This window comes from Pseudomonas sp. G5001 (assembly GCF_013385475.1).
In the GTDB taxonomy this organism is placed as follows: domain Bacteria; phylum Pseudomonadota; class Gammaproteobacteria; order Pseudomonadales; family Pseudomonadaceae; genus Aquipseudomonas.
Genome location: NZ_JACAPZ010000054.1, coordinates 1 through 26,839, shown reverse-complemented (window position 1 = coordinate 26,839; position 26,839 = coordinate 1). Strand labels below are relative to the sequence as shown.

General features: G+C 62.9%; 24 protein-coding genes. 10 read left to right on the top strand and 14 right to left on the bottom strand.

All coding sequences use genetic code 11. The annotated features are described in order from the left end of the window. Positions 1–14 precede the first annotated feature (14 nt). From HX805_RS31095 to HX805_RS31055, 9 genes are all read right to left on the bottom strand, one after another. Positions 15–779, bottom strand: a complete 765-nt coding sequence (locus HX805_RS31095) for a polysaccharide biosynthesis/export family protein (protein WP_008434559.1) — start codon at positions 777–779, stop codon at positions 15–17. 29 nt (positions 780–808) lie between these two features. Continuing rightward, on the bottom strand, positions 809–1,720 hold the full coding sequence (locus HX805_RS31090; RefSeq protein WP_008434557.1) for a glycosyltransferase family 2 protein: 912 nt from the start codon (positions 1,718–1,720) through the stop codon (positions 809–811). Then, positions 1,720–3,180 (bottom strand): mannose-1-phosphate guanylyltransferase/mannose-6-phosphate isomerase, encoded by a 1,461-nt coding sequence (locus HX805_RS31085; RefSeq protein ID WP_003208208.1) that lies wholly within the window; start codon positions 3,178–3,180, stop codon positions 1,720–1,722. Before HX805_RS31085 ends, HX805_RS31090 begins: the two co-directional genes overlap by 1 nt. Beyond that, positions 3,180–4,619, bottom strand: a complete 1,440-nt coding sequence (locus HX805_RS31080) for an undecaprenyl-phosphate glucose phosphotransferase (protein ID WP_003208206.1) — start codon at positions 4,617–4,619, stop codon at positions 3,180–3,182. The genes HX805_RS31085 and HX805_RS31080 overlap by 1 nt, the downstream gene beginning before the upstream one ends. A gap of 444 nt (positions 4,620–5,063) precedes the next feature. Beyond that, entirely contained in the window at positions 5,064–7,550 is a 2,487-nt protein-coding gene (locus HX805_RS31075) for a TonB-dependent receptor (protein ID WP_093207807.1), read from the bottom strand. Between the two features lie 105 nt (positions 7,551–7,655). Beyond that, entirely contained in the window at positions 7,656–8,615 is a 960-nt protein-coding gene (locus tag HX805_RS31070; protein ID WP_134327040.1) for a FecR domain-containing protein, read from the bottom strand. Further along, entirely contained in the window at positions 8,602–9,117 is a 516-nt protein-coding gene (locus tag HX805_RS31065) for a sigma-70 family RNA polymerase sigma factor (protein ID WP_177023039.1), read from the bottom strand. The genes HX805_RS31070 and HX805_RS31065 overlap by 14 nt, the downstream gene beginning before the upstream one ends. 129 nt (positions 9,118–9,246) lie before the next feature. Next, positions 9,247–9,549 (bottom strand): DUF6124 family protein, encoded by a 303-nt coding sequence (locus HX805_RS31060; RefSeq protein WP_003208197.1) that lies wholly within the window; start codon positions 9,547–9,549, stop codon positions 9,247–9,249. A 302-nt stretch (positions 9,550–9,851) separates the two neighbouring features. After that, entirely contained in the window at positions 9,852–11,177 is a 1,326-nt protein-coding gene (locus HX805_RS31055; RefSeq protein ID WP_177023038.1) for a PLP-dependent aminotransferase family protein, read from the bottom strand. Between the two features lie 94 nt (positions 11,178–11,271). Between HX805_RS31055 and HX805_RS31050 the strand changes: the two genes are divergently transcribed. Further along, entirely contained in the window at positions 11,272–11,901 is a 630-nt protein-coding gene (locus tag HX805_RS31050; protein WP_087695340.1) for a LysE family translocator, read from the top strand. A 27-nt stretch (positions 11,902–11,928) separates the two neighbouring features. Next, positions 11,929–12,270, top strand: a complete 342-nt coding sequence (locus HX805_RS31045; RefSeq protein WP_003208192.1) for an antibiotic biosynthesis monooxygenase — start codon at positions 11,929–11,931, stop codon at positions 12,268–12,270. Here the strand turns inward: HX805_RS31045 and inhA are convergent. Beyond that, entirely contained in the window at positions 12,267–12,947 is a 681-nt protein-coding gene (gene inhA, locus HX805_RS31040; RefSeq protein WP_177023037.1) for an isonitrile hydratase, read from the bottom strand. The genes HX805_RS31045 and inhA overlap by 4 nt on opposite strands. A gap of 90 nt (positions 12,948–13,037) precedes the next feature. On the opposite strand from inhA, the gene HX805_RS31035 reads away from it, so the two are divergent. The 3 genes from HX805_RS31035 to HX805_RS31025 all read left to right on the top strand — a co-directional run bounded on the left by HX805_RS31035 (position 13,038) and on the right by HX805_RS31025 (position 16,917). Beyond that, positions 13,038–14,006, top strand: a complete 969-nt coding sequence (locus tag HX805_RS31035; protein WP_177023036.1) for a GlxA family transcriptional regulator — start codon at positions 13,038–13,040, stop codon at positions 14,004–14,006. Positions 14,007–14,137: 131 nt separating this feature from the next. After that, positions 14,138–14,725: a biliverdin-producing heme oxygenase gene (locus HX805_RS31030; protein ID WP_032899296.1), complete on the top strand. Its 588-nt coding sequence runs from the start codon at positions 14,138–14,140 to the stop codon at positions 14,723–14,725. After that, the gene (locus tag HX805_RS31025) at positions 14,722–16,917 is read left to right on the top strand and encodes an ATP-binding protein (protein ID WP_177023035.1); all 2,196 of its coding nucleotides are present in this window, start codon (positions 14,722–14,724) and stop codon (positions 16,915–16,917) included. Before HX805_RS31030 ends, HX805_RS31025 begins: the two co-directional genes overlap by 4 nt. Here the strand turns inward: HX805_RS31025 and HX805_RS31020 are convergent. Continuing rightward, positions 16,895–17,803: an alpha/beta fold hydrolase gene (locus tag HX805_RS31020; RefSeq protein WP_177023034.1), complete on the bottom strand. Its 909-nt coding sequence runs from the start codon at positions 17,801–17,803 to the stop codon at positions 16,895–16,897. The genes HX805_RS31025 and HX805_RS31020 overlap by 23 nt on opposite strands. 113 nt (positions 17,804–17,916) lie before the next feature. On the opposite strand from HX805_RS31020, the gene HX805_RS32505 reads away from it, so the two are divergent. Further along, positions 17,917–18,051: a hypothetical protein gene (locus HX805_RS32505; protein WP_256344300.1), complete on the top strand. Its 135-nt coding sequence runs from the start codon at positions 17,917–17,919 to the stop codon at positions 18,049–18,051. A gap of 208 nt (positions 18,052–18,259) precedes the next feature. On the opposite strand, the gene HX805_RS31015 is transcribed toward HX805_RS32505, so the two are convergent. From HX805_RS31015 to HX805_RS31005, 3 genes are all read right to left on the bottom strand, one after another. Next, positions 18,260–18,721 carry a cysteine hydrolase family protein gene (locus HX805_RS31015; protein WP_008434533.1) on the bottom strand — a complete coding sequence of 154 codons (462 nt, stop codon included), beginning with the start codon at positions 18,719–18,721 and terminating at the stop codon, positions 18,260–18,262. Positions 18,722–18,857: 136 nt separating this feature from the next. Then, positions 18,858–20,684: a glycoside hydrolase family 15 protein gene (locus HX805_RS31010; RefSeq protein ID WP_008434531.1), complete on the bottom strand. Its 1,827-nt coding sequence runs from the start codon at positions 20,682–20,684 to the stop codon at positions 18,858–18,860. Continuing rightward, positions 20,677–21,477 carry a glucose 1-dehydrogenase gene (locus HX805_RS31005; protein WP_003208175.1) on the bottom strand — a complete coding sequence of 267 codons (801 nt, stop codon included), beginning with the start codon at positions 21,475–21,477 and terminating at the stop codon, positions 20,677–20,679. The genes HX805_RS31010 and HX805_RS31005 overlap by 8 nt, the downstream gene beginning before the upstream one ends. A 161-nt stretch (positions 21,478–21,638) precedes the next feature. On the opposite strand from HX805_RS31005, the gene HX805_RS31000 reads away from it, so the two are divergent. The 4 genes from HX805_RS31000 to HX805_RS30985 all read left to right on the top strand — a co-directional run bounded on the left by HX805_RS31000 (position 21,639) and on the right by HX805_RS30985 (position 26,570). Then, on the top strand, positions 21,639–22,382 hold the full coding sequence (locus tag HX805_RS31000; RefSeq protein WP_134327032.1) for a helix-turn-helix domain-containing protein: 744 nt from the start codon (positions 21,639–21,641) through the stop codon (positions 22,380–22,382). A gap of 114 nt (positions 22,383–22,496) precedes the next feature. Continuing rightward, entirely contained in the window at positions 22,497–23,945 is a 1,449-nt protein-coding gene (locus HX805_RS30995) for an efflux transporter outer membrane subunit (protein WP_177081183.1), read from the top strand. Continuing rightward, positions 23,942–25,072, top strand: a complete 1,131-nt coding sequence (locus HX805_RS30990) for an HlyD family secretion protein (protein ID WP_177081185.1) — start codon at positions 23,942–23,944, stop codon at positions 25,070–25,072. The genes HX805_RS30995 and HX805_RS30990 overlap by 4 nt, the downstream gene beginning before the upstream one ends. Next, positions 25,062–26,570, top strand: a complete 1,509-nt coding sequence (locus HX805_RS30985; RefSeq protein WP_177081187.1) for an MDR family MFS transporter — start codon at positions 25,062–25,064, stop codon at positions 26,568–26,570. The genes HX805_RS30990 and HX805_RS30985 overlap by 11 nt, the downstream gene beginning before the upstream one ends. Positions 26,571–26,839: the final 269 nt, after the last annotated feature.

Below are 26,839 nucleotides of genomic sequence, written 5' to 3'. Positions count from 1 at the left end.
GGGATGTCGCTCCTTTAGTGGTTCGTGGTGTAGCTGTAGCCCACACCAATGGATTTGGTGAAGGGAATCAGCTGGTTCAGGTAAGTGTCCACGCCTTGGATCCGTTCGCCGACGTTGGACTTGGGTACAAACACCACGTCACCGCGTTGCAGCGCCACGGGCTTGCGGCCCAGTGCGCCGTTCTTCAGGTACTGGCTGAAATCGAGGAAGTAGGCGTGGTAGACGCCTTGGCCATCTTCACGCAGCAGGGCGACCATGCTCGCGTTGCCCACCGAGCTCACGCCGCCGGCACCGAGAATCGCCTGCTCCATGGTCGGGGCCGTGGCGATGGAGACAGCCGATGGGTTTAATACCGCGCCGCCGACGATCACCGTGTTGCCCGGCGCCTGGTTGATGTTCACCGTCACCCGAGGCTCGCGATACACCGGTGCGAGTTTCTGGCTCAGCTCGGCGGCGACTTCCGCCGGCGTGCGCCGCGCCACCTGGATCGGCCCCAGGAAGGGATAGTTGATCTTGCCGTCGTTCTGCACGGTGTACAGCGTCAGCTCGTAAATCGTGCTGACGTTGAACGCCGACAGAGTTGGCATTTCCCCGGCATCGCGGACAATCCGCAACTGGTCGCCGATGCGGATCCGCTCCACCGCCGGTGGCAGTTGGGCCATGCGATCGAGGGCCTGCTTGCCCTCGTCCACCGTCTTGCCATCGGGCGCGACGATCCGCGCGGGCGTATTGCAGGCGGCCAATGCCATCATGGCCAGGACGAGCAAGGTTCGTTTCATCAAAGGGGTCTTCCTGTAGGTCATGATGCTCACCTCCAATAACCGGGGAACATGCTGATGCGCCGCTTGAGGGCGAGGGGGAGCTGGCGCTCCAGATGGCCCAGCCGGTAGCCGAGCAATTTGAACGCGCTGCGCACCAGTACTTCGGGTACGCGGTGCAATGCACCGGCTTCGCGTAACGCTCGAAGCTCGGCCAGTACATAGCGTTTACCTTCACCGCCGGCATCGCCAAAAGCCTGGCGGATCCACGGCTCGCGGCCGTAGAAAACGCCAATGTCGAAGTAGCGGTGAAACTCATCCATGAGACGGTAATCGTGGGAGTGATAGACCAGGGCGGTGGCGGCGTAGCGCACCTTGTAGCCTTCCAGCAGCATGCGGGCGGCGACATAGGCGTCCTCGCTGCCGATCACATCCGCGGGGAAGCCACCGACGGCTTGCAGGGCGCTGCGCCGGTACACCGAAAACGAATCCGAGCTGAAGCAGGTCTTGATCCCCAGCTCCGGCGCATCAGCCAGGCTTTTGCTGCGGCTTTGCGGCGGGTAATTGAAGTGGCGTGACTGGGCGCCCAGCACGCCGGCATCCGGGTGCGGCAACTGGCGGCCGTAAGCGACGCCGTTGAGCGGGTCCAGTTCCAGTTCGCCCACCAGGTTGGCGAACGTCTCGGGTTCGGCGGGGATCGCGTCCTGGGTCATCACGATCAGCGCGTCGCCGTCGACTTGCTCGCTGGCCCAGCGGCGGGTGCCGCCATGGTTGAAGTCCTTGGCATCGATCACTTCGACCCGTGCGCCGAACTCGCGAAAACGCGCCACGGTGTCATCGCTGGAAGCGCTGTCGACCACCAGGGTTTCGTCCGGTTGCAGGGTTTGCATGCGCAGCGCCGGCAGCAGCCGGTCGAGGTGGCTGGAAGCGTTGCGGGTCGGGATGATCAGGGCGGTACGCATCACTTCTTCACTTCGGCCGGAGCCCGGCCGTAGATGTCGTCAAAACGCACAATGTCGTCTTCGCCCAGGTACTCGCCGCTCTGCACCTCGATCATCACCAGGTCGATGATGCCGGGGTTGGTCAGGCGGTGCTTGTGCCCGGCCGGAATGTAGGTGGACTCGTTGGCGTTGATCAGGAATTCACGGTCGCCGTTGGTAATCATCGCCGCGCCGCTGACTACTACCCAGTGCTCGCTGCGGTGATGGTGCATTTGCAGGGACAAGGAGGCCTGGGGCTTGACCACGATGCGCTTGATCTTGAAGCGGCTGCTTTCTTCCAGCACGGTGTAGGTGCCCCACGGCCGGGTGACAGTGCGGTGCAGGCTGAATGCCGGATGGTCCTGGCGCTTGAGCTCGGCGACGATGTAGCGCACGTCCTGGCTGCGCTTGGCGTCGGCAATCAGGATCGCATCCGGGGTGTCGACGACGATCAGGTCGCGCACGCCCACTGCGCCCAGCACGCGCTTGGGCGAGTCGATGTAGCAGTTGTGCACGTCATGCAGGATCGCCTGGCCATTGACCTGGTTGCCGTTGGCGTCGCTGGGGGTGAGTTGGCGCACCGCGTCCCAGGAACCGATATCACTCCAGCCGATGTCGCAGGGCACCACCGCCACTTGCGCGGATTTTTCCATCAGCGCCACGTCGATCGAGATGTCGGGCGCCGCGCCGAAACCTTCAGCGTTCAGCTCGCGCTGACGGCAACTGTTGTTGTTCAGGCTGTGGCCGTGCTCGAGGGCGGCCTTGGCGGCGTCCAGCACGGCGGGGGCGTGCAGCGCCAGTTCCTCCAGCAATGTACCGGCCTTGAAGCAGAACATCCCGGCATTCCACAGGTGCTTGCCGCCGTCCAGGTAGCCCTGGGCGGTGGCCAGGTCGGGCTTCTCGACGAAGCGCTTGACCCGGAACCCCTGGCCCAGCGCCTCGCCTTGTTCGATATAGCCGAAGCCGGTTTCCGGGTGGTCGGGCTGGATGCCGAACGTCACCAGGTAGCCGGCCTCCGCCAGTTCGCGGGCCTGGGTGACGGCATCGGCGAAGGCGCTTTCATCAAGAATCAGATGGTCGGCGGGCAGGATCAGCAACTGCGCCTCGCTGCCGAAGTTTTCCTGTACATGCAGGGCGGCCACGGCGATGGCGGCGGCGGTGTTGCGCCCGAACGGCTCCAGCAACAGGTCAAGGGCCAGATGGGCCTTGTTGACCACGCGGTAGTCATCGAGGGTGCGAAACAGCAGGTCGCGGTTGGTCACCGTCAGCACGCTTTCCACACCCGGCAGGTGACTGGCCCGCAGGAACGTCTTCTGCAGCAGGCTCTGGTCATCACGCATGCGCATGAAAGGCTTGGGCATGTTCTGCCGCGACACCGGCCACAGCCGGGTGCCCGAACCACCGGAAATGATGCAGGGAATCAAGCCGTTGAGGGTGTTCATCAATAGACTTCCTTGGTCGAAAGGACGGCCGGGACCGTCATGAAAACGATGTACAAGTCGAACCACACCGACCACTTCGAGATGTACTCCAGGTCGTACTCAACGCGTTTCTGGATCTTGAACAGGGTGTCGGTTTCACCACGATAGCCGTTGATTTGCGCCCAGCCAGTGATGCCCGGTTTTACCCGGTGGCGCGAGCTGTACTCGCTCACGGCAACTTCGTAGGGCACGCCGGCGGCCTTGGTCGCGGTGGCATGCGGGCGCGGGCCGACCATCGACATGTTGCCCAGCAGCACGTTGAACAGCTGCGGCAGCTCATCGATGCTGGTCTTGCGAATGATCCGGCCCACGCGGGTGATGCGCGGGTCGCCGCGGGTGGTCTGGCGGTCGGCGTTGAAGTCGCTCATCTCGGCGTACATCGAGCGGAACTTGAACACCCGGATCACGTTGTCGTTGTAGCCAAACCGGTTCTGGCGAAACAGCACCGGGCCCTTGGAGTCGAGCTTGATGGCAATCGCCGTGATCAGCATGATCGGCGACAGTGCCACCAGGCCCAGGGTTGCCAGGATCAGGTCTTCACAGCGCTTGATAAACGGCGACCAGCCCCGCAGCGGCACGTGGGAGGTGTTGAACATCAGGATGCCGCCGACATCGGTGATACGGCTGTGGCCATAGCGCAGGGCCGCCATGTCGGGCACCAGCATGACGTTGACCGACATCTGCCGCAGGCGCTTCACCAGCCCGTTGATCCGCTGTTCGGCGGCCCAGGGCAGGGTAATCATCACCTGGTTGACCTGCTCGGAGCGGATCAGTTTTTCCAGGTCGCGCGTGTTGCCCAGCAGCGGCAGGTTGCTCAGTTCCTTGGGGATGCGCTCGGTGCGGTCGTCGATAAAACCGATCAGTCCGGAACGGATATCGCCGTTGCGCTGCAAGTGGTCGGCCACGTGCACGGCGGTGTCGGTGAAGCCGAGGATCACCGTGCGTTGCAGGTATTTGCCGCTGGCCATCAGGTTGCGGAACAGGCGCAGCATCACGATCCGCTCCAGCCCGAACAACGCAAGGCTGGTGATAAACCAGAACGCCAGGTTGCGCGGGCTCAACTGCGGGAACATCAGCAGAATCTGGTACATGAACAGCAGGATGCAAAAGGCCGCGGACCAGGCCACCAGCATGGTGCGAAACCGCAGGCGGTTGCTGAACAGCTCCTCGGAGTAAACCCCCATGGCCTGGAACAGAATGATCGTCAGGATCGCGAAAAACAGCAGCAAGCCGAGAAAGTGCGCGCGCAGTTCGGGGGCCATCGGGTCTGGATAAAACAGCAGGATCAGTGCTGGAAAAACGGCGGTGAGGCCGTGCATCAATTTTACGAAAACAACAAAGAACTCAATGAAACCGGCCCGGGTCAAAAACAGGCTGTCGACTGACGACTTCTCGCGCATAAAAACATCCCTCATTGCACACCAGGGCTTCCTTGTTCGGCTGCTCATCCATAAAGGCAGGGCTTGCTTTATAAGTGGCGCCAGACGAACGGTTACTTCGCTGGGTAATACGCAATTACCTATCTATCTGCAGGGAATTTGCGGGGTAATGGCTAAATGATGGTTCCCTTTTCGTCGCTCGTCAAGGTTTTGACTTTTTTATAAGACCTTCGGTCTAGACACGTCAGGTGCTCTTCCGCGTGACAGTTTGTTGACTGTCTTGGTCGGATTTCCGGGTTTTCCCGGAACAAAATGCTGGCGTTTTGGAGTGTAGGAACAAATTTGGGAAATTTCCTGCGGCTGAGGAAAACCTTTTTTTGACGGAGGTCGGATGCGGGGTTTTTCGGGGACAAGCGACGAGTGGTGAGGACGTGAGTCCGTCACCACATTGAGGCGGTACTAACCTTAAAAATTGCCTTTCAAACTGACAGTGAAGTTGCGCGGTTCGCCGTAGAAATTACCCCAGTCGGCCGTTCCCACCGTCTGATAGTAATTTTTGTCGAAGAGATTGTTACCGTTCAGCGCCACCGTCCATGTGTCATCAACCCGGTACGCCAACCGCGCATTCCATACCGCATAACCGGCTTGTTCCAGTTTGATGCCTTGAATTCGGTAGTTGCTGCTCTGGGCGTTGACGCCGGTGCCGACGCTCCATTTCGACAGTGTGCCGTCCAACTGATAATCGCCCCACAAGCGCAGCATGTGTCGCGGCACGTAGCTGTTTGCAACCGCGCCAATGGCGGCGCTGTTGATGTTGTTGAGATTCTTGGTCTGGGTGTAGGTGTAGCCGCCCGCCACTTGCAAGCGTTCCAGCAACTCGCCACTCAACTCGGCTTCGACACCTTGTGCGCGAACCTTGCCAGTGTCGGTGTAGCAATAGCCGTCTGCCGAGGTACCGCATTGGGTGGTGTAGTCGGTTTCGGCGGCGTTTTTCTCGATAGCGCGGAACAATGCCAGCGAGCTGTTGAGGCGCCCCTCAAACCATTCGCCCTTGATGCCCAGCTCGTAGTTTTCGCCGATTTTGGGCTTGAGGGCAGCCCCGGTCACCGTGGCGTTGGAGCTTTGTGGCTGGAAAATATCGGCGTAGCTGGCGTACACCGAAAGGTTGTCGTCGAGGTCATAGATCACCGCGGCGAACGGCGTGACTTCACCGGTTTCCTTGGTGCGTGCATCCTGCAGGGCCCATTCGCCCCAGGCGAGGTTATTCGACTGGCGGCGGTTTTCGAACCAACTGACGCGACTGCCGAGCACCACCATCAATGGCTCGGCCAGCCTCAGGCGCAAAGTGGCGTAGGTACCGTACTGGGTGGCGGTTTCCTTGACGGTGCCGCCCCGGTACATGTTGGGCCAGAAGGTATCGTTGGCGGGCTGCGGGAAGTGGTGGTTGGGCAGGAAGATACTTTGCCGGTCGGGCAGGCTGCGGATCGCGTAGACATCGTCCTGGGTGCCACGGCTGCCATTGGCGCCGATGATGAGTTCATGCTGCAAACCGAACGCTTCGAACTTACCGTCCAGGTAGGCATCCAGTCCGAAATCCCGGTGGTCGTAGTCAAACAGCGCGGCGTACATCTCGGCAGTTGGCGCCGGGTCACCGTACTTCACGGTGCCTTGGCTGGCGGCGTATTTGATGTCTTGCAGGTTGCGGCTGTTCACCGCCGTGACCTTGAGTTGCCAGTCGTCGTTGAAGTGGTGGGTGAGGTCGGCAAACAGCGTAGTGCGTTGGCTCTGCCAGTCGTTCCAGGCCTGGCCCAGGCAGGTGGAACGGCTCAGGCCGATGCTCTTGCCGTCGCTGTAGCGCGGCACACCGCCCCAGCAGGGCGTTGCATCGACATCTTCGTAGCTGGCACCGATGCCCAGGGTGGTGTCAGGCGAGAGGTCAACATCCAGTGCGAGGTAGACAGCTTGGTCCTGGCGCTTGGAGACGTCCATGTACGAGCCACGGTTCTGTTGGCTGACCACGGCGCGGCCGCGTACGGTGCCGCTGTCATTGAGCGGGCCGCCGGTATCGACGTCGGCGCGGTAGTTGTCCCAGGTGCCGGCAGACAGCGACAGGCTGGTAGTGGGTTTGTCTTGTGGCCGCTTGCGCACGAAGTTCACCGCACCACTGGCGGTGCCGGCGCCCTTGAGCATGCCGGCCGCGCCCTTGAGCACTTCCACCCGGTCATAGATCGCCATGTTGGCGGTGAAGCTGTCGGCCTGTACGTAGTCTTTGCCGATGTCCAACGGCACACCGTCGAACTGGTATTGGCCGAGCATCTTGAAACCACGGGAATAGAAATACTTGCCACCCATAGGTGAGTCGTAGGTGGTGATGCCCGGGGTGTGTTCCAGTAATTGATCGATGGTGGTGATGTTCTGGTCGTCGATCAGCTTGCGGGTCATGACGCTGACCGATTGCGGTGTTTCCCGCAGGCTGTGGGCGCCCTTGCCGATGGTCACCGCGCCAGTGGTGTAGGAACCGCTGCCGTCAGTGGTGACGCCGAGGTGTTCGCCGGTCACGGTGGTGGCACCCAGGTTCAGCGCGCCGGTGTCCGCGACTTGCGGCAACAGCAGCCAGGTGTTGTTGCTCTGGCGTTGGGCTTGCAAGCCCTGGCCCTGGATCAATTGGCTCAAGGCCTGTTGGCTGTCCAGCGCGCCGTTGAGGCCGGGGCTGGTCTTGCCGGCGACGCTGGTGGCGTCATAGGACAGGCTGATACTCGCCTGGCGCGCAAACTGGTCGAGCACCGTGGCCAATGGGCCGGGTGCAATGTTCCAGTCACGGGCCTGGGTGTCGCTGGCAGGCGTTTGCGCCATGACCGCCAGGGGCAGGGCGCTGCCGTTCAGGCAGGCACCGAGCAGGGCGGCGTGCACCGCATGCTTGAGGGGAGAACGCTTGGAGGGGAACGCTTGCATGACCGCGGAATGCTCCTGAAGGAAGTGGACAGAATCGGCCTGTTGATCGGCCTTTCCTTACAGGTCGAGCGAAGATGAGAATTCACCTCATTTATTTTCGGAAGGTCATGCACGAGCTGCGACGGTCACCCAATAACGGCTGCGATAGGTGATGTTCACCGACAGTGCCTGTGCCACCAGGGTCAGGACCTGATCGGTATCGTCCAACTGGTAAGTCCCGGACACACGCAGGCCGGCGACCGCTTCGCTGCAGCGCACCAGCCCAGTGCGGTAACGGCTCAGCTCCGCGAGGAAATCGTCCAGACGCATGTTGTGAGCGCTGATCACACCGTCGCTCCAGGCCCAGGGATCCAGGCCCGTGGTGGCGGGTGGACGCAAGCCGTTTCGATCAAACAGCATCTGTTCGCCGGGCTGTATCACCCCACGTGCGCTGGCCTGATGGCTGTCGGCGAATACCGCGACGCTGCCTTTTTGCACGGCGAGCAAGGTGCCGTGGGGCTCCTCGCGCACCATGAACCGGGTGCCCAAGGCGCGCAGATAACCGTCGCGGGTTTGCACCCAGAAGGGCCGTGGCGCGCTACCGTCGGCGCCCATGTCGATCAGGATTTCACCCTGGCGCAACTGCACCAGACGCCTTTCGGTGTTGAAGACTGTGTCGATGGCGCTGGCACTGTTGAGCTGGATACGGCTGCCATCGTCGAGGGCGACCCAACGCCGCTCTCCGGTGGCGGTGCGGTAGTCGGCCAGCAGGCCGGGCAATGGCGTGTAGTCGCGGCCGAACCATGTCAGCCCTGCGGCACCGGCGAACAGCCCGAGCAACTTCAACCCTTCACGGCGGCTGATGCGTTGGCGGGCACCTTGCAAGGCATGGCGGCCGACCTGTGCCGGCAACTGCGCAAACTCGTCACTCATCGACGAGACCCGTTGCCAGGCCTGCTGGTGATCGCCACTGGTTTCAAGCCAGCGTTCGAAGGCAGCGGTGGTGGCGTCATCGGCAATATTGAACCGCAGCTTGATCATCCACTGGATCGCCTGGTCCACCAATGGCGGATTAGCCTTCGGCATAACGCAACCGATAACAGGCATGCAGTGCCTTGGCCAGGTCGCGCTCCACGGTGGCCTTGGACACCCCCAGGCGCAGGGCGATCTGTTGGCAGGTCAAGCCGTCCAGTTGCGCCAGCAAAAACGCTTCGCGCACCCGTGGCTTGAGTTGGTCCAGCAGGCGGTCGATGCGCTCCAGGCTGTCGAGGATCAGCAGGCGGGTTTCTTCCGACGGCACCTCGACTTGCGGGAAATGCGCGAGACTCTCCAGATAGGCACGCTCCAGTTCGCGGCGGCGATACTGGTCGATCATCAGGCTGCGGGCGATGCTGCTCAGGTAGGCCCGGGGTTGCAGCAAGGCTTGCTGCTTGCGCGCATTGAGCAGGCGCACGAAGGTTTCCTGCGCCAGGTCGGCGGCGTGCTCACGGCAGCCCGTACGCCGGCTCAACCAGCCGCGCAGCCAGGAATGATGGGCATGGTAGAGCTGGCCGATGGTGGCATGATCCAGTGGGTGGTCGCTCGACATGGGCATCCTGGCGCGGGCGTCTTAATTGATAACGGTTCGCATTCTATGCGTTGGCCAGAGTATTGGGCAATCGTTGCCGTGTGGATTTGGCCGGATGCACAAACCCACACAGGCTTGACGGGGTTGCGGCTAAGCCTTGCGCAGGTGCAAACACTCAATCGAGCGGTCGACGGTGGTCTTGGCAATTTCCAGCAAATGCCACACCGCCAGCAACTTTGCCCGCTCGGGGCTTTGCAGCAGTTCGCCGCAGTCGAGGGCGGTGGCCGAGGCGCTGCTGAGCAGGCTGGCAGTGTAGAGCAGGGAGTCTTCGAAGCTCAGGTCTTCGTTGACGGTATGGAAGCCCTGGGAGGGCAGGTAATGTTCGAGGGCGCGATTGAAGGCAGCGCGGTTTTTGAGCAGGTCGATGGGTGGGTCGGGGACGGGTTTATTCATGGTGTAACTCCTTTTCGGTTAAGGAGCCGACCCCTTCGCGACTAAACGTAGGGTGGCGGCTGTACGCAGGTTAGTCGACCGGCCGAAAAGGAAAAACCGGCGCACCCGAAGGTGCCCTGCGCACAGCCACCATAAAACCTCATGATGGGACATGCGCCTTTTCGGATCCGGGCGACTAAACCCGATCACTGATGAGCAGTGACGGGGCGAAGACTAGCCACCGGTTCCGGCAGGCACAAGGCCGAAAGATTGTCTCGGAAATGTCCCGCAAATCAAAGGGATTTACCCTGCTGGCCCTTTATTCATATCCGAATTGCCTCGCGAATTTTCCCCAAGGCTATTCTCAACGTCGCCAAGTCAATCGACCCCAGCGCCACCCGCAACGCATGCGGCACATGGGCCGTACAGGCAAACGGCTCGGCACTGGTGACCCGCACACCCTGGCCCTCAAGCGCAGCCACCACTGCATCCGCCCGCAGACCTTCCGGCAACACCAGCCACAGGTAATACGACGCCGGATGCGCAATCACCTCACACCCTCGCAAGACCTCCCGGGCCAGCGCCTGGCGTTGGCGCGCATCCTGGCGCTTGTGCTCTTCCAGTGCATCCACTGCACCGGATTCTATCCAGCGGCACGCCAGGTTTACCGTGAGCGTCGGCGTGCTCCAGGTCGAGACACGGATCGCTTGCTCCAGCGCCGGCACCCACGCCTGGGGCGCGACGATAAACCCCACCCGCAACCCCGACGCCACACTCTTCGAAAGGCCAGACACATACACCGTGCGCAGCGGTGCATAAGTAAACAACGGCTTCGGTGCGGGCTCGGCGAGAAAGGCGTAGGCGCCGTCTTCGATCAGTAGAAAATCGTAGCGTTCAGCCAACGCTGCAAGGCGCTCGCGGTCGGCTTCACCCATCACTGTGCCCAGCGGATTGTGCAACGTGGGCATGCAATAAAAAGCCCGCACCGGGCGCCGTTTGCACAAATCCTCCAGCGCATCCAGATCCGTATGCCCAGCCGGTTGCGGCAGCGGCTCCAGGTCGATGCGCTGGGACTGGGCCAGGGTTTTCAACCCGGGATACGTCAGCGCATCCACCGCCAACACATCCCCCGGTTGCAGCAGCGCCATGAGGCTGACGGCGAGGCCTTGTTGCGCACCGTTGACGATCAGCACTTGCTCGCCACTCACGCGAATCTGCCGATTGCGCAGGTGCCGCGCGGCGGTCTGTCGTTCATGGGCGCGTCCACCCTGCGGCGCGGAATGCAGCAGCGCATCGAGGTCGCCCGAGGCGGCAATGGCACGCAACCCGTCGCGCAGCATCTCGGCCTGGCCCGGCAACGAGGGGTAGTTGAGGCTCAGGTCCACGGTGCCCGGTTGCAGCGGTTGTTGCACCAGGCCCATGCCCCGCAGCAACGTGGTGTCGCGCACAAACGTCCCGCGTCCCGGTTCACCCACCACCAGGCCGCTGGCCTCCAGTTCGCTGTACACCCGCAAGGCAGTGGCGAGGGCGATGCGATGGCTGTTCATCAGGCTACGCAGGGTCGGCAACTGGGTGCCCGGCGGCAACTGTCCGGCGCGAATCCGCGTGGCCAGTTCATCGACGATCAGTTTGTAGCGGACCTGAGCCATGGTGCGTTCCTGTGTAAAGTGTATCTAGATCAATTTTTTGTTTGTATCAGGTGGGCTGATTAATCTACAGGCTTTCCCGGCGGATGGCTTGAGCATGATCGACCTCGCAACCCTGGCTGTGTTCTCTGGCGCAGTCCTGCTGCTGTTGTTATCCCCGGGCCCGAACATGGCCTTCGTCATCAGCCACGGTGTGACCTATGGCTGGCGTGGCGGGGTGGCATCCGGGTTGGGCATCAGCGTGGCGGACCTGCTGCTCACGGCACTGACCGCAACCGGCGTGACCGCTCTGGTCGCCAGCTGGCCGCCGGCCTTCGACCTGATTCGCTACGCCGGGGTGTTGTACCTGCTGTGGCTGGTGTTCAAGACCCTGCAGAAAACGCCCGCCCTGGACACGGCCCACGTCAGCCGCGTGCCGCTGGGCCGGGTGTTTGTGCGGGCCATGCTCAACAGTTTGCTCAACCCCAAGGCGCTGCTGTTTTTCATGGTGTTCCTGCCGCAATTCGTCAGCCCCGAGGCGGGCCCCATCGCGCTGCAACTGGTGCAACTGGGGATCATCCTGACGCTGATCAGCGGTGTGTTTCATGCCGTGCTGGGGATTTTTGGCGGGGCGGTGAGCCGGTTTTTTGCCGGCAAACCGGGGAGCGCAGGCTTACAGAAATGGGGCCTGGCAACCGTGCTGATGGTGCTGGCCGTGCGCTTGGCATTGATGTCTCGCCCGACGTGAAACATCACTCATAAAAGGACGTTATCCATGTACATCGCAGCCTTTATCTACAAGCCCGGCGAACGGGATGACGAGTTCCAGCGCCTCACGAATCTGATCGACGCACTGGCAGCAAGGCTGCCGGGATACGTGGGGGCCGAGTCGTGGCGTTCGGCGGATGGCGGGTTGATCAACGCCAGTTATTACTGGCGTGACGAGGCCTCCATTCGCGCCTTTGCCAGTCACCCGACCCACCTGGAAGCCAAGCGTCTATACCGCCGCTGGTACGGCGGTTATCACGTGGTGATTTCCAAAGTGGAACGGGCGTATGGGGACGGCACGATCGGGCATCTGGTGCCCGCCGACCGCCACGGGCGGGCGAACGCTTAACCCAACCTGGCCGCCGCCCGTGCCACGATTTCACCCCGGGTCTTGCGCGACTCGGCGGTGCGCTTGCGGGCTTCTTCCAGTACATGCGACGGTGCGGTTTCCGGCCGGCCAGCATTGAACGGCGGCGCCGGGGCGTACTCAATCTGCAACTGCACCAGTTGCGCTGCCGCCTCGCTGTACAGCTCGGCGGCCAGGGTCAGGGCAAAGTCGATCCCGGCGGTAATCCCGCCACCGGTCAACAGGTTGCCGTCACGCACCACGCGCTCCTGCACCGGGATCGCGCCAAGCGGTGCGAGCAGGTCGTGGTAGGCCCAGTGAGTGGTCGCGCGACGCCCGCGCAGCAAGCCCGCGGCACCCAGCACCAGGGAGCCGGTGCACACCGATGTCACATAGCGCGCGGTCTGGGCCTGTGTCTTGAGAAACGCCAGGGTCTGCTCATCCTCCATCAATGCCCCGACGCCAGAACCGCCGGGCACGCAAATCACATCCAGCGTCGGGCACTCGTCATAAGTGGTGCTGGGGGTAAACACCAAGCCGGTGCTGGAGGTGACCGGCGCGAGGTCCTTCCACACCAGATGCAGCTTCACATCCGGCAGCGATCCCAACACGTCGTAGGGCCCGGTGAGGTCCAGTTGCTGGATGCCGGGGAACAACAAAAAGCCGATCTGCAAGGTCATGGGGACTGCTCCTGATAAAGGGATGGACGGCTTCACTCTAGTCACCTAGGCTTTGGCGCATACGCCATTGAGCCCACGAATTACGCCAACATGCCCAGAATCATCAACGTACTCGCCTTTCCCAATGTGCAGGTGCTCGACGTCACCGGGCCCTTGCAAGTATTTGCCTCGGCCAATGACCTGGCGCGCCAGCAGGGCTTGCCGTTGCCCTATGCGGTCAGTGTGATTGCCGCGCAGGCCGAGCCGGTGATGACCTCGGCGGGCCTGGCCCTGGTGGCCGAGCCACTGCCGCCTGCCGATGCTCCGTGCGACACACTGGTGATTGCCGGCGGCTGGGGGGTGTACGGCGCCGCCGAAGACCCGGCGCTGGTGGACTGGGTTCGGCAAAAAGCCACCCAGGCCCGGCGCATGACTTCGGTGTGTACCGGCGCCTTTCTGCTGGCCGCCAGCGGTTTGCTCGACGGCCGCCGCGTGGTGACCCACTGGACGCGCTGCGAAGAACTCGCGCGCAAGTACCCACAGCTGACGGTGGAGGCCAATCCGATTTTCATCCAGCAGGGCAACCTGTGGACCTCCGCCGGCGTGACCGCCGGTATCGACTTGTGCCTGGCGCTGGTGGAAGAGGACCTGGGTCGCGCCGTGGCCCTGGAAGTGGCGCGGCACCTGGTGGTGTTTCTCAAGCGCCCCGGTGGGCAATCGCAGTTCAGCGTGACGTTGTCCCTGCAAAAGGGCGGTAGCCGTTTTGCGGAGCTGCACGCCTGGATCGCCGAACACCTGAACCTGGATTTGAACGTTGCCACACTGGCCGCCCAGGCAGGCATGAGCGAGCGCAGTTTCGTGCGCCACTACCGCAGCGAGACCGGCCAGACCCCCGCGCGGGCGGTCGAGTTGATCCGTGTGGAGACCGCCCGCCGGCAATTGGCGGACAGCAGCGCGTCGATCAAGCGCATCGCCGTGCACTGCGGCTTTGGCTGCGAAGAAACCATGCGCCGCAGCTTCCTGCGAGCGGTATCGATCACACCCCAGGCCTACCGTGAACGGTTTTCCTCACCCGGTTGAGGTCGAGCCTGTTTGAACGAATAGGTACGGTTTTGTATCAAGGTGCTATGTTACTCACAGTCCATTGCGCAGTGTCTTGATCCCAGGCCTCTACGTCGCGGTTTTGAACCTTCCCGGCGTGCGCACAGCTCATGAATTCACTACCTCCTGTCCTTGTCGAACTACGCGCGGCGACCGCTGCGCTGCATCGACGTCTCGACACTCGGCTGCCTTTTTCCCGCATGGACCTGGCGTTGTACCGCGAGTTGATGAGCGCCTACTACGGCTTCTATCAGCCGCTGGAGCGCGCCCTGGCGCCGTGGGGCGAGATCATCCCGGACCTGGAGTGGGGGCGGCGCAGCAAAACTCCGTACTTGCAGGCGGATTTGCGGGCGCTGGGCCTGGAAAACCTGCAGATCGATGCCTTGCCGATATGCCCCGAACTGCCCGCCATCACCAACGTGGCCCAGGCCTTGGGCGCCCTCTATGTGCTGGAAGGCGCCACCCTCGGCGGCCAGGTGTTGCGCGACCTGATCGAGATCAAGATTGGCGTGGGCTCCACCAATGGCGGCGCGTTCATGAATGTGTACGGGGCCGAGACCAGCGCCCTGTGGCAGCGCTTTATGGCGTGCCTTGACCCGCTGCGAACCGCGTACGAGCGCGTGGAGGCGGTGAAGGTCGCCGAGTCGACCTTCCTGTGTTTCGAGCAGTGGCTGGACCGCTGCGGAGTGCTGCGATGACCACGGTCGATACGCTGATAGACGATTGCGCCAGCGAACCCATCCATATCCCCGGCTCGATCCAGCCTCACGGGTTGTTGTTGACGCTGAGCGAACCGGCGCTTGAGGTGCTGCAAGCCAGCAGCAACCTGAGCGGCGCGCTGGGCCTGGACGCGCAACGCCTGTCGGGCCAGGCGCTGGCCAGTGTGCTGGGCAGCGAAGCGGCAGTACAGGTGAGTCGTGCCCTGGCAGACCTGGACGCCTTTGAGGAGGACGTGCATCAACTGACGCTGGATGGCTACGCCTACGACATCCTGCTGCATCGTCATCAAGGCCTGCTGTTTCTCGAACTGGAGCGGAGCCTCACGCTTGAGCACAGCGCTGTGAAGCAGCTGTCCCGAACGCTGCGCCGCTTGCAGTCGGCCAAGACGCTCGACAGCTTGTACCAGATCAGCGTGACCGAGATTCGTAGCCTCACCGGTTATGACCGGGTCACCTTGTACCGCTTCGAGCAGGAAGGCCACGGCAAAGTGATTGGCGAGGCCCTCAGCGACGGCATGCAGCCGTACCTGGGATTATGTTTTCCCGCGTCGGACATCCCGCCCCAGGCACGCGAGCTGTACCGGCTGAACTGGATCCGCGCGATTCCCGACGCCGAGTACCAGCCGGTGCCGATCCTGCCGGCCCTGCGCCCCGACAACGGCCAGCCCCTGGACCTCAGCTTCGCCGTGTTGCGCAGCGTGTCCCCGGTGCACTGCCATTATTTGAAGAACATGGGCGTGCGTTCCTCCATGAGCATTTCGCTGCTCAAGGACGACCAGCTCTGGGGCCTGATCACCTGTGGTCACCGTGAGCCGTTGCGCGTGCCCCATGAACTGCGCACGGCGTGCACCAGCATCGGCCAGTTGTTGTCGATGCAGATCACGTTGCTCCAGGAGCAGCAGGAGCGCCGCCAACAACGTGACAAGGCCGCCATGGTCGAAGAGTTGGTCGCCGCCATGACCGCGGACCAGTGCGATGTGATGGAAAGCCTGTTGCCCTATGCGCAAACGCTGCTGAACCTGACCGCCGCCGGTGGCCTGGCGATACGGGTGGAAGAGCGCCTGCATGTGTTCGGCGTTTGCCCTGCACGTGCTGAAATCCACGCCTTGTACCAGTGGGTGCGCGGACAGGGCAAAGGCGTGGTGCACAGCCATCAATTGTCGGTGGACTTTCCCCCGGCGGCAGCCTACCAGGCCCATGCCAGCGGCCTGTTGGCGTTCTGCCTGCCCAAGCCGGTGGACAACGCGGTGATGTGGTTTCGCCCGGAGGTGCAGTCCTCGGTGGAGTGGAGCGGCCAGCCGGTCAAACATCAGGAACCGGGCAGCACGACCTTGAGCCCGCGCCTGTCGTTTGAGTTGTGGAAGCAGCAGGTCGATGGCAAGGCGCTGTATTGGTCGCTGTCGGAGCTACAGGCGGCGGAGAGCCTGCGGCGCAATGCCCTGGAGCATGACCTGGCGCGCCAGGTGCAACGCGAACATGCTGCGGTGCGGGCGCGTGACGAGCTGGTGGCGGTGGTCTCCCATGACCTGCGCAGCCCGCTGACCATCCTGCTGATGCAATGCGGCATGATGCGCAGCATGGTGCCCGCCGAGGACAACAAGGCGAACCGGCGCCTCTCCACCGCGATTGAAACCATGCAAAACGCCACCGCCCGCATGAACACGCTGCTGGAAGACCTGATCGATATTTCGCGCATCGAGGCCGGGCGCTACAGCGTTTCGCTGCAACGGCTCGATGTGGCGGCAACCCTGGACCAGATCTGTTCGATGTGGCAACCGCTGGCGGCTGCCAAGGGTGTGGACCTGACTTGGCGCTCAGTGGACGGGCTGAGTGCCCAGGCCGACCCGGAGCGCTTGTTCCAGGTGTTTTCCAACCTGCTGGGCAACGCCCTGAAATTCACCCCGGTGGGCGGAGTGATCGAGGTGATTGCCGAGGCGGCGGGGGACGAAGTGCTGTTTCGGGTATGCGACAACGGCATCGGCATCGACCCGGCGCAACTGCCGTATATCTTCGACCGCTACTGGACCTCACGCGAGGGCAACCCCACCGGCAGCGGGCTGGGGTTGTACATCTCCCACGGCATCGTCGAAGCCCACGGCGGCACCCTGTGGGCTGAAAGCGTGGTGGGGCAGGGCAGCGTGTTCAGCTTCAGGATTTCGGCTGGGGGCTGAGGCTCAGCAGCTCGAATATCGCCTCAAGGGTTGCCTGGGGCGCCTCCTGGGGAATGTTGTGGCCCACGCCGGCCAACAACTCGCGCCGATAAAACCCGCTGAAATTTTCCAGGTCGTCATCTTCAACCGGAGCCGGACCTACGCCGTCATCAGCGCCGCACAACGAGATGCTCGGTACTGAAATCGGCGGTGGCTGCACCAGGGCCTGCTCGATGCTTTCCAGCGCCGGGTCACCCGGTGCGTACATGAAGCGGTGCCGGTAGGAATGGACCACCACCTCGACAAAATCCGGGTTATCAAACGAGGGCGCTGTCTTGCCATACAGGCTCGGCCCTTCGGCCCAGGACGGCGACCAGAGCGCCCACAGTAACTGGCAGAACTCGCGACGATTGGCGGTCAAGCCGTCGACGCCGCGCTGGGTATGAAGGTAAAACTGATACCACAGCCGATGTTCTGTTTCCGGCGCCCGAGGCTTGGTCGACGCAGCGATATCCTGAATGTTGTAGCCATCGCCCGTCACCAGGCCGCGCACCCGTTCAGGCCAAAGCGCCGCAACGATACACGCCGCGCGTCCGCCCCAGTCATAGCCCACCAGCGTGGCTTTTTCGATGGACAGGGCATCCATGAAATCCAGCAAATCCTTGGCCAGCGCTGCTTGTTGGCCGGAGCGCATCACCTGTTCGTTGATAAAGCGCGTCGGGCCATAGCCGCGCAGGTATGGCACCAATACCCGGTAGCCACGTGCGGCGACCACCGGGGCGATCTCGTCATAGCCACGAGGGTCGTAGGGGAAGCCATGCAGCAGGATCACCACCTCGCCGCCTTCCGGGCCATGGGCTTCGTAAGCGATATCGAGCATGGGCGTGCGGATTTGGAGGGTGGGCATGGAGGCTCCGAGGGTGGAGGGAAAGTGTTGGAACTGTAGACCAAGCGGGTTACCGAGTGTGGTTCGAAAGGCTGCAATTGCTTGACTTGTCTAGACCGGCCTGGCGCAAGCCGATGCAATTACCCCAAGGGTCGCGCACCTGGCACATCCACTCGCCGCCCTCGACTTCCATTGGCCCGCGATACAACGTGGCGCCTAACGTGACTGATGTTTCCGTCGGCGACCAGGCTGGCAGTGACGCCGAGTAATGCGTCGGCAGAGCGCCGATCAATACGAGCCTTGTGTCAACGATGGTGTTTGCCAAACAACCTGTGGCGAGGGAGCTTGCTCCCGTTGGGCTGCGCAGCAGCCCCAGGTTTTGTTGACTGTGTTCTTGGAGTTAGATGGCGTTGAGCTTTTTAGGGCCGCTTCGCGCCCCAGCGGGAGCAAGCTCCCTCGCCACAGTGAGGGGCTGACTTAAATCTCTGCGTGGGTGATGACGTGTTTAAAGTGATGCCGCCACAAATCCGCGCCCAGTTTCCCCGAGCGATCCAGCGATGAACCCACAGTCAAATCGCTGATCAGCGTGGGCTGTAATCCGGCATCAAACAACGCAAACCCGGCCGCCAGCACACAGGTGTCAGTCTGGATGCCACACACCAGCACTCGGTCCGGCGCGAGGCTTTTCAGGTGGCTGATGGTCTCGGGCGTGGGCGCGTAGCCGTGTTTGATGAAGATATGGTCGGCGGCGATCAGGCTGTCGTCGTCGGGCGCCGGTTGCCAGCCGAGTTGGCGAGCGAAGGGGGTTATGTTTTCGTCGTGGCGCTCTACGGTGGCCACTGACGGCATGCGACCCAGCAAGGCGTTGATGCCGATTACCAGCCAGTCGGGCGGGGCGAAGGAGGGTTGTACATCGATGATCAGTAGGACTTGGCGCATTGGCATCCTGGTATAGATCGAAGGACCACGCATTGTGCACCGGGTACACCTCGTCTCCAAGTCTGGCGCGGTCATGTGGGAGCAGGCAAGCCAGCTCCCACAAGGTTACTCAATCGCCTTCAGATTGTGCTCGGGCTCAAGGCTGCCAAACCGTCTTCACCCCACTCAACTTCCGGTCCAGGAACGTTGCCGCGCTGATCAGCGCCAAATGGCTCAACGCCTGCGGTGTATTGCCCAAATGCCGTGCCTGGTTATCAAATTCTTCGGCATACAACCCCAGCGGGTTGGCATAGCGCAGCAACTGTTCAAACTCCAGATGCGCCTTCTCCACTTGCCCGGCCCGGGCCAGGCATTCCACGTACCAGAACGAGCACGCTGCAAACGCGCCCTCGGTGCCTTGTAGCCCATCAATCTGGCTGTCGTCGTTGCGGTAGCGGTAGACCATGCCGTCACGCACCAGGCTTTTCTGGATCGCCTCCAGTGTCGACAACCAGCGCGGGTCTGTCGCCGCAACGAAGCGCACCAGTGGCATCAACAGCATCGAGCCATCCAGCGCGGTGCTGCCGATATGCTGCACGAAGTGGCCGCGTTCTTCGTTCCAGAAGTTGCTCCAGATATCGGCATAAATCGCCTGGCGAGTCTGGTCCCAACGGGCAAACGGCGCCGGTAGCGAGCGCTTGGACGCCAGTCGAATCGCCCGGTCCAGGGCCACCCAGCACATCAGCCTTGAGTGCAGGAAGTGATGCTGCTCACCGCGCATTTCCCAGATGCCGACGTCTTTGTGGTTCCAGGTTTCGCAGACCTGGTCGGCTACTTCCACCGTGTGTTTCCAGCCCTCATGGGAGATGGCCTCACCGTATTTGTTGACCAGGTATACCGCGTCCATCAACTCGCCGTAGATATCCAGTTGCACCTGGTCGTACGCCTCGTTGCCGATGCGCACCGGTTGCGCGCCGCCGTGGCCGCTGAGGTGGCTCAGCTCGGTTTCCGGCAGTTCCTGGCGGCCGTCGATGCCGTACAGGATGTTGATTTTCATCGGCTGATCGCAGCAGTCACCCACCCGGCCTTTCAACCAGCGCATGTAGCCGTTGGCTTCCTCGATAAACCCCAGGCGCATGAACGCGTAGACGGTGAACGAGGCGTCGCGGATCCAGGTGTAGCGGTAGTCCCAGTTGCGCTCGCCGCCGGGTGTTTCCGGCAGGCCGAAGGTGGCGGCGGCGAGGATTGCACCGTGTTTGCGCGAGGTCAAAAGCTTCAAGGCCAGGGCCGAACGATTGACCATCTCGCGCCAGCGCCCACGGTAGTTGGATTGGGAAATCCAGCCGCGCCAGAACTTCAGGGTGCGCTCCAGGCACAGGTCGGTGCAGTCGTTTTTGACTCGGGCATCGTCCAGCCCGCCGAGGACAAACTCGGCGCCTTCTTCCTGGCCGAGTTCAAAGGATGCTACGGCAGCGTCGCCATCCAACTGCAGGGTGTGGCTGCTGGTCAGGCGCAGGCCGGGTTGGTCTGCGGCCTCAAACAACACGTCGCCGTCATCTTGAGTGGCCCGGGTCTGGGCGCGGGCGTAGTCATGTCGCACTGCGCAGCGCATATGGATGCTCGCTTTGCCGCTGACCACCCGCACCCGCCGAATCAGGATCGGCAGGTCGTCAACTTCTTCACTGACGGTCAAGAAATCGGTAATTTCCACCACCGCGTCATTACTCAACCAGCGGGTTTGCAGCACGTTGGTGTCGGGCAGGTAGATCTGCTCGCGGCGGGCGTCGGGCAGGTCCGGCGTGAGCTGGAAGATGCCGGCGGCGGGGGAGTCTAGCAATGAGCAAAAGATGGAGGGGCTGTCGAACTCCGGCCAGCAGAAAAAATCGATGCTGCCTTTGTCGTTCACCAGCGCTGCACTGCGCATGTCGCCGATGATGCCGTGGGCATCAATGGCACTTTGTGGTTCGTTTTTCAGATCAACCATTGCCACGAAACTCCGGATAAAGGCTCATGCCGCCATCAATGAACAGGGTGCTGCCCACCACGTAGTCGGAGGCATCACTGGCCAGCCACACCACCGCGTTGGCCACGTCTTCGACGTCACCCACGCGGCCATAGGGAATCAACTTGAGCAGTTCCACTTCGGCCGCGCCTTCGGTGGCGGCGCGGTTGATGGCCGTGCGGATCGCTCCCGGCGCAACGCCGTTGATGCGGATGCGCTGCTGGCTGACTTCCTGGGCCAGGGTGCGCATCAGCATTTCCACGCCGCCCTTGGACGCGGCGTAGTTCACGTGCCCGGCCCAGGGAATCACCTGGTGCACCGAACTCATGTGGATAATCTTTCCGGCGGCCCGGGAAACACCTTCGCGGATGCCCTGGCGGTTGAAGATGCGCAACGCGGCGCGGGCGCAGAGGAACTGGCCGGTGAGGTTGACGCCGATCACGGTGTTCCAGTCGTCGAGGGTCATGTCGACGGCAGCGGCGTCTTTCTGCATGCCCGAGTTGGCCACCAGGATGTCCAGGTGCCCGAAGGCATCAAGGGTCTGGGCAAACAGGCGCTCCACATCGGCCTCTTTCGACACGTCGGCGCCAATCGCAATGGCCCGGCCGCCGTTGGCGTTGATCTGCGCCGCCAGTGCTTCAGCGGGCGCCGCCTGGGCGTTGTAGTTCAGTACCACGGCGGCTCCGGCCTCGGCCAGGGCCTTGGCGGCCCCCGCGCCGATTCCTGAACTGGCGCCAGTCACCAGCGCCACTTGTTGCTCCAACGAAATGCGCATTGCCCACCCAACCTTTTTCAGAGTGCCCAACTAGCTGACTGGCGGGGCGGCCTACAAGTTCACCGGCTGTCTGGAATGCGACGATGGCTGTCTATATCTATCGTTTTTGCCACAGGACTTTTCGCTAGAATCGACGCTTGATTGATGCGAGACCTCAGCCGATGAACAGCCCATCCCGCCCGTGGCTTGAAGCCTACGCCGACAACTACCGCAACGATGACGTGGTGCATCCTCATTGCCACGCCCAGGCGCAATTGATCCACGGCGTGTCCGGGGTGATGGTGGTCAGCACCGCCCAGGGCAGTTGGCTGGTGCCGTCCGGGCATGCGTTGTGGGTGCCGGCCGGCACCCCGCATGAGATCCGCATGGCCGGCGAGGTGCATATGCGCACGCTGTTCCTCATGCCCGAGGCCGAGCCGGGGCTGGGGCGCACCTGCCAGGTGATTGAAGTGTCGGCATTGCTGCGGGAGCTGATCGTCGCCGCCACGCAGATTGCCGGGCACCACAGCCCGCGTCTGCAGGCCATGATCGAGTTGATCCGCATGGAACTGCTCGCCGCGCCGGTGGTGGCGATGCACGTGCCGGTGCCCGGCGAAGCACGGCTGGCCAGGCTGTGCACGCATTTCATCCGCAACCCTTCTGACGACAGCAGCCTGGAATCCTGGGCCGACAGCCTGAACATGAGCGCCCGCACCCTGAGCCGGGTGTTCCAGCGGGAGTTGGGCATGAGTTTCGGTGAATGGCGCAAGCGTGCGCGGTTGGCCCTGAGCTTGAAGTTGCTGGCCCAGGGCGTGTCGATCCTGGAGGTGGCGCTGGAGCATGGTTACCAGAGCCCGAGTGCGTTCAGTGCGATGTTTCGCAAGTCGCTGGGTTATCCGCCAAGTCATTTTCGGCCCGGAGTTTAGTGTTGCGTCAGGTAACGCTATTGTCTGTTTAGCGACGATACATGGCCCTGACGCGGGCGAATCGGACAGGCCATCTGCCTAATCTGCAAGGCTCCTTCTTGAGCGAGCCTTGTGATGCACAGCCCTTCTTTTCACCCATGGATGCCCATCGCCCTGTTGAGTGTGCTGGCCGGGTGCACTGGTGTGCCCGGTCAACCGTCGACCGTCACGGCGCAGCCTGCACCGCGGCTCTCCGCCGAGTCGGCCGAGGCGTTGCCCGCCCGTTGGTGGCAGCTGTACCGCGACCCGCAACTGGACGCCCTGGTGGCGCGGGCCCTGCACCAGAACAAAGACCTCGAAGCCGCCGCCGCCCATGTCGATGCGTTGCTGGCGCAGCTGGAACAGGCAGACGGCGAGCGCCTGCCGTCGACTTCCCTGGACTATGGCCTGGCCTACGGTCGCAGCCGCGATGACCAGACGCTGGCCCAGGCGACTAACCGTCATGCCGGTGCCGAATGGAGCCACACGCCTGAGTTTTCCCTGAGCTACACCCTCGATTTGTGGGGCGAGGTGCGTTATCGCATCGCTGCGGCACGGGCGGATGCCCAGTTGGCGCGGGCGCTGGAGGATGAGCTGCGGGTGACGGTGGCCGCGCAGACGGCCCGCGCCTATGCCCAGGCCTGCGTCTATGGTGTGCGCGAACAGGTGCAGGCGCACTCGGTGCAGCTGCTGGAGCAGAGCGTCGCGGTCACGCAGAAGCTGCAAAAGGCCGGCGCGGCCACGCAACTCGACCTGGCGCGCCTGCAAGGGTTGCTGGAAGAAACCCGGGCACCGTTGCCGATGTTCACGGCCCGGCGCAGCAGCGCGCTGTATGAGTTGGCCGTGCTCAGCGGGTTGCCGCCGGAGCAGGTCACGCCACGCAGCTGTACCCAGGCCCCGCAGTTGCAGGCGCCTTTGCCGGTGGGCGAGGGTTGGGCACTGCTGCAACGGCGGCCGGACATCCGCCGCGCCGAAGGGCAATTGCGCGCAGCCACCTTGACGGTGGGCCTGTCCCGCGCCGAGCTTTACCCGCGGATCACCTTCGGCGCGATGCTCGGTTCGTCCGCCAGCAGCCTGGGCAAACTCGGGGACCGCTACGCCACGGTGTATTCCGTCGGGCCGCTGGTGTCCTGGCGCTTTCCCAACCGGCAGGTCGCCCAGGCGCGGGTCAGGCAGAGCCAGGCCGAAGCGCGCCAGGCCCTGGCACGGTTTGACGGTACGGTGCTCAACGCACTGAAGCAGGTGGAGCAGGCCATGGCCCTGTACCAGGGCGAACAGCAGCGTGGGCAGGCCCTGGCCGCCGCCCTGGACAACAACCGCCGCGCCTTCGACCTGGCCTCCCGCGGCTACCATTCCGGCGCGCTGGATGCCCTGCAACTGCTGGACAGCGAACGCAGCCTGGTGGGCCTTGAAGCCCGCGTGGCCGAGTCCGACCTGCGCTTGATCAACCGCCAGATCGACCTGTTCCAGGCCCTCGGTGGCGGCTGGCAGCGTGACGATCCAACCGCCCCCTTATCTGTCGCTGTCAATGGAGCCAAACCATGAACCAGGCTGTTGAACCCATTCGCCTGACCGTTATGCAACGTCATCGTCGCGCCCTGGTGACCACGGCTTCCCTCGCGACGCTGGTGGGGCTGGCAACCTTTGCCGGGTACTGGTGGCAATGGGGGCGTTTTCTTGAAGAAACCGACGATGCCTATGTGCGCGCTGATTGGGTCGCTATCAGCCCGCGCATTGCCGGGTATGTAGCCCAGGTACTGGTGGAAGACAACCAGCCGGTCAAGGCCGGCGATGTACTGGTGCGTATCGACGACCGGGATTTCACCGAGCGTCTGAACAGCGCCCAGGCGCAACTGCAACAGGCGCAAGCAGCAGCGAGCGCACAGCAGGCATCGGTGCAAACCCTCGACGCGCAAATGGGCGAGCAACAGCAACGCATCGCCCAGGCCCGGGCGGAACTGAGCAGTGGCGAGGCCGAAGCCCGGCGCGCGCGGCTCGATTACCAGCGTTATCGTGAATTGGTCGCGCAACAGGTGGCCAGCGCCCAGCACCTGGAAACCGTCAGCGCCAGCCAGGCCAAGGCCCAGGCGGCCCTGGCCCAGGCCAGCGCCCAGGTCGCGCGGCAGCAGGCGCAGTTGCAGGTCTTGCAGGCACGCCGGCAACAGGCGCAGGCGCAAATCGTCGAGCATCAGGCACGCATCGGCGAGGCCCAGGCCAACCTCGCGCTGGCCCGCAATGCGTTGAAGGACACCGAGATCCGCGCGCCTTTTGACGGCGTGGTGGGCCAGCGCAAGGTCCGGCGCCAGCAATACGTGATGCCCGGCCTGCCGCTGTTGGCTGTGGTGCCGGTGGAGCAGGCCTATGTGATTGCCAACTACAAGGAAACCCAGTTGCAGCACATGGCGCCGGGGCAGTCGGTGGAAATCGCGGTGGACAGTTTTGCCGGCGCACATTGGCACGGCAAAGTGGAAAGCATCGCCCCCGGCTCCGGTGCCGTGTTCGCGCTGTTGCCGCCGGACAACGCCACCGGCAACTTCACCAAGATCGTCCAGCGGTTTCCGGTAAAGATTCGCCTGGAACCCGGTGAGTCGCGGGTGCTGCCGGGCATGTCGGTGATTGCCACGGTTGATACCCGCCCTGCCGCCAGCCAGGAGCACGTCCATGGAGGCTGAAGGGCGTGTGCCGTTTCGCGCCTGGGTCGCGGTGATCGGCGGGCTGTTCGGCTGCTTCATGGCCGGGATGAACGTGCACGTCACCAGCGCCGCACTGCCGGAAATCGAAGGTGCACTGGGCGCGACGTTTGAGGAGGGTTCGTGGATTTCCACCGCTTACCTGGTGGCGGAGATCATCATGATTCCCCTCACCGCGTGGCTGGTGCAGGTGTTTTCCCTGCGCCGGGTGATGCTGTGGGGCTCGGGGATATTCCTGGTGGCCTCGGTGGCGTGTTCGCTGTCGCCCAACCTGCAAGTGATGATCCTGATCCGGGTGGTGCAGGGCGCGGCCGGGGCGGTGCTGATTCCCTTGTCATTCCAACTGATCATCACCGAGCTGCCGCCCAGCAAGATCCCGCTGGGCATGGCCTTGTTCAGCCTGGCCAACAGTGTCGCCCAGGCCGCCGGGCCGTCGATTGGCGGCTGGCTGACCGATGCGTATTCCTGGCGCTGGATCTTCTACCTGCAACTGTTCCCGGGGATCGCGTTGCTGGCGGCGGTGGCCTGGTCCATTGACCGCCAGCCGATGCAGCTGCGCCTGCTGCGCCAGGGCGACTGGCTGGGTATCGGCTGCATGGTGCTGGGCCTGGGTGCGTTGCAGATCGTGCTGGAGGAGGGCGGGCGCAAGGACTGGTTCGGCTCGCCCTTTATCGTGTGGATGACACTGCTGGCGGTGGTGGGCCTGATCGGCTTCGTTGCCCGGCAATTATGGGGCGCGCACGCCTTTATCAACCTGCGACTGTTGGGCCACTACAACTTTGGGGTGGCCAGCGTGGCGATGTTTATCTTCGGCGCCAGTACCTATGGCCTGGTGTTCCTGGTGCCCAACTACCTGTCGCAATTGCAGCACTACAACGCCAGCGAAATTGGCGTGAGCCTGATCGCGTATGGTCTGGTGCAACTGATCATGGCGCCGTTTTTGCCGCGCCTGATGAAGTGGGTCAGCGCCAAAATGCTGGTGGCTTCGGGGTTCGCGATCATGGCTTTGGGCTGCTGGATGGGTGCGCACTTGTCGGCGGACAGCGCCAGCAATGTGATCGTGCCCTCGATTGTGGTGCGCGGGATTGGTCAGCCGTTGATCATGGTGGCGTTGTCGGTGCTCGCTGTGCATGGGCTGGCCAAGGTGCAGGCGGGGTCGGCGTCGGCGGTGTTCTCGATGCTGCGCAATCTGGGGGGCGCCGTTGGAACAGCGTTACTGGCGCAGTTGGTGGTGGTGCGTGAGCGGGTGCATTCGGCGCGGATCGGGGAGGCGGTGACGCTGTTTGACCCGGTGCTGCAACAGCGCTTGCCTGGCGGGGTGCTGCAGGAGCAGTTGCCGGAGCATCAGGTGGTGTTGGACCTGCTGGATCAGAGTGTGCGCCATCAGGCGTTTTTGATGGCCTACAGTGATGCGTTCTTTCTGGCGTGTGTGGCGTTGGCAGCGTGTGCGGTGGCGGCGTTGATGTTGCGGCGGATCTAGGGGCAGTGCTGTGGGGGATTCAAGTTAGCGCAATGGTTCAGGTGTGTTTTTTATGGTTTTGGGGGGCTGGGTACATATCCGTTATTTGGGTGATGGCCGCTTATGGTTCCGCTCTTACAGCGGCTCACTTTTGAAAAGCGCAAAAGTAAGCAAAACGCTCTTGCCCCACCACTCGGCTCCTCGCCTAGGCTCGGAGTGCCCTCACTCCGGCATTACTCCGCGGGCCGCCGCGACGGGGCGTCCCTGCCCCGTCGCGGCTAAACCGGCGT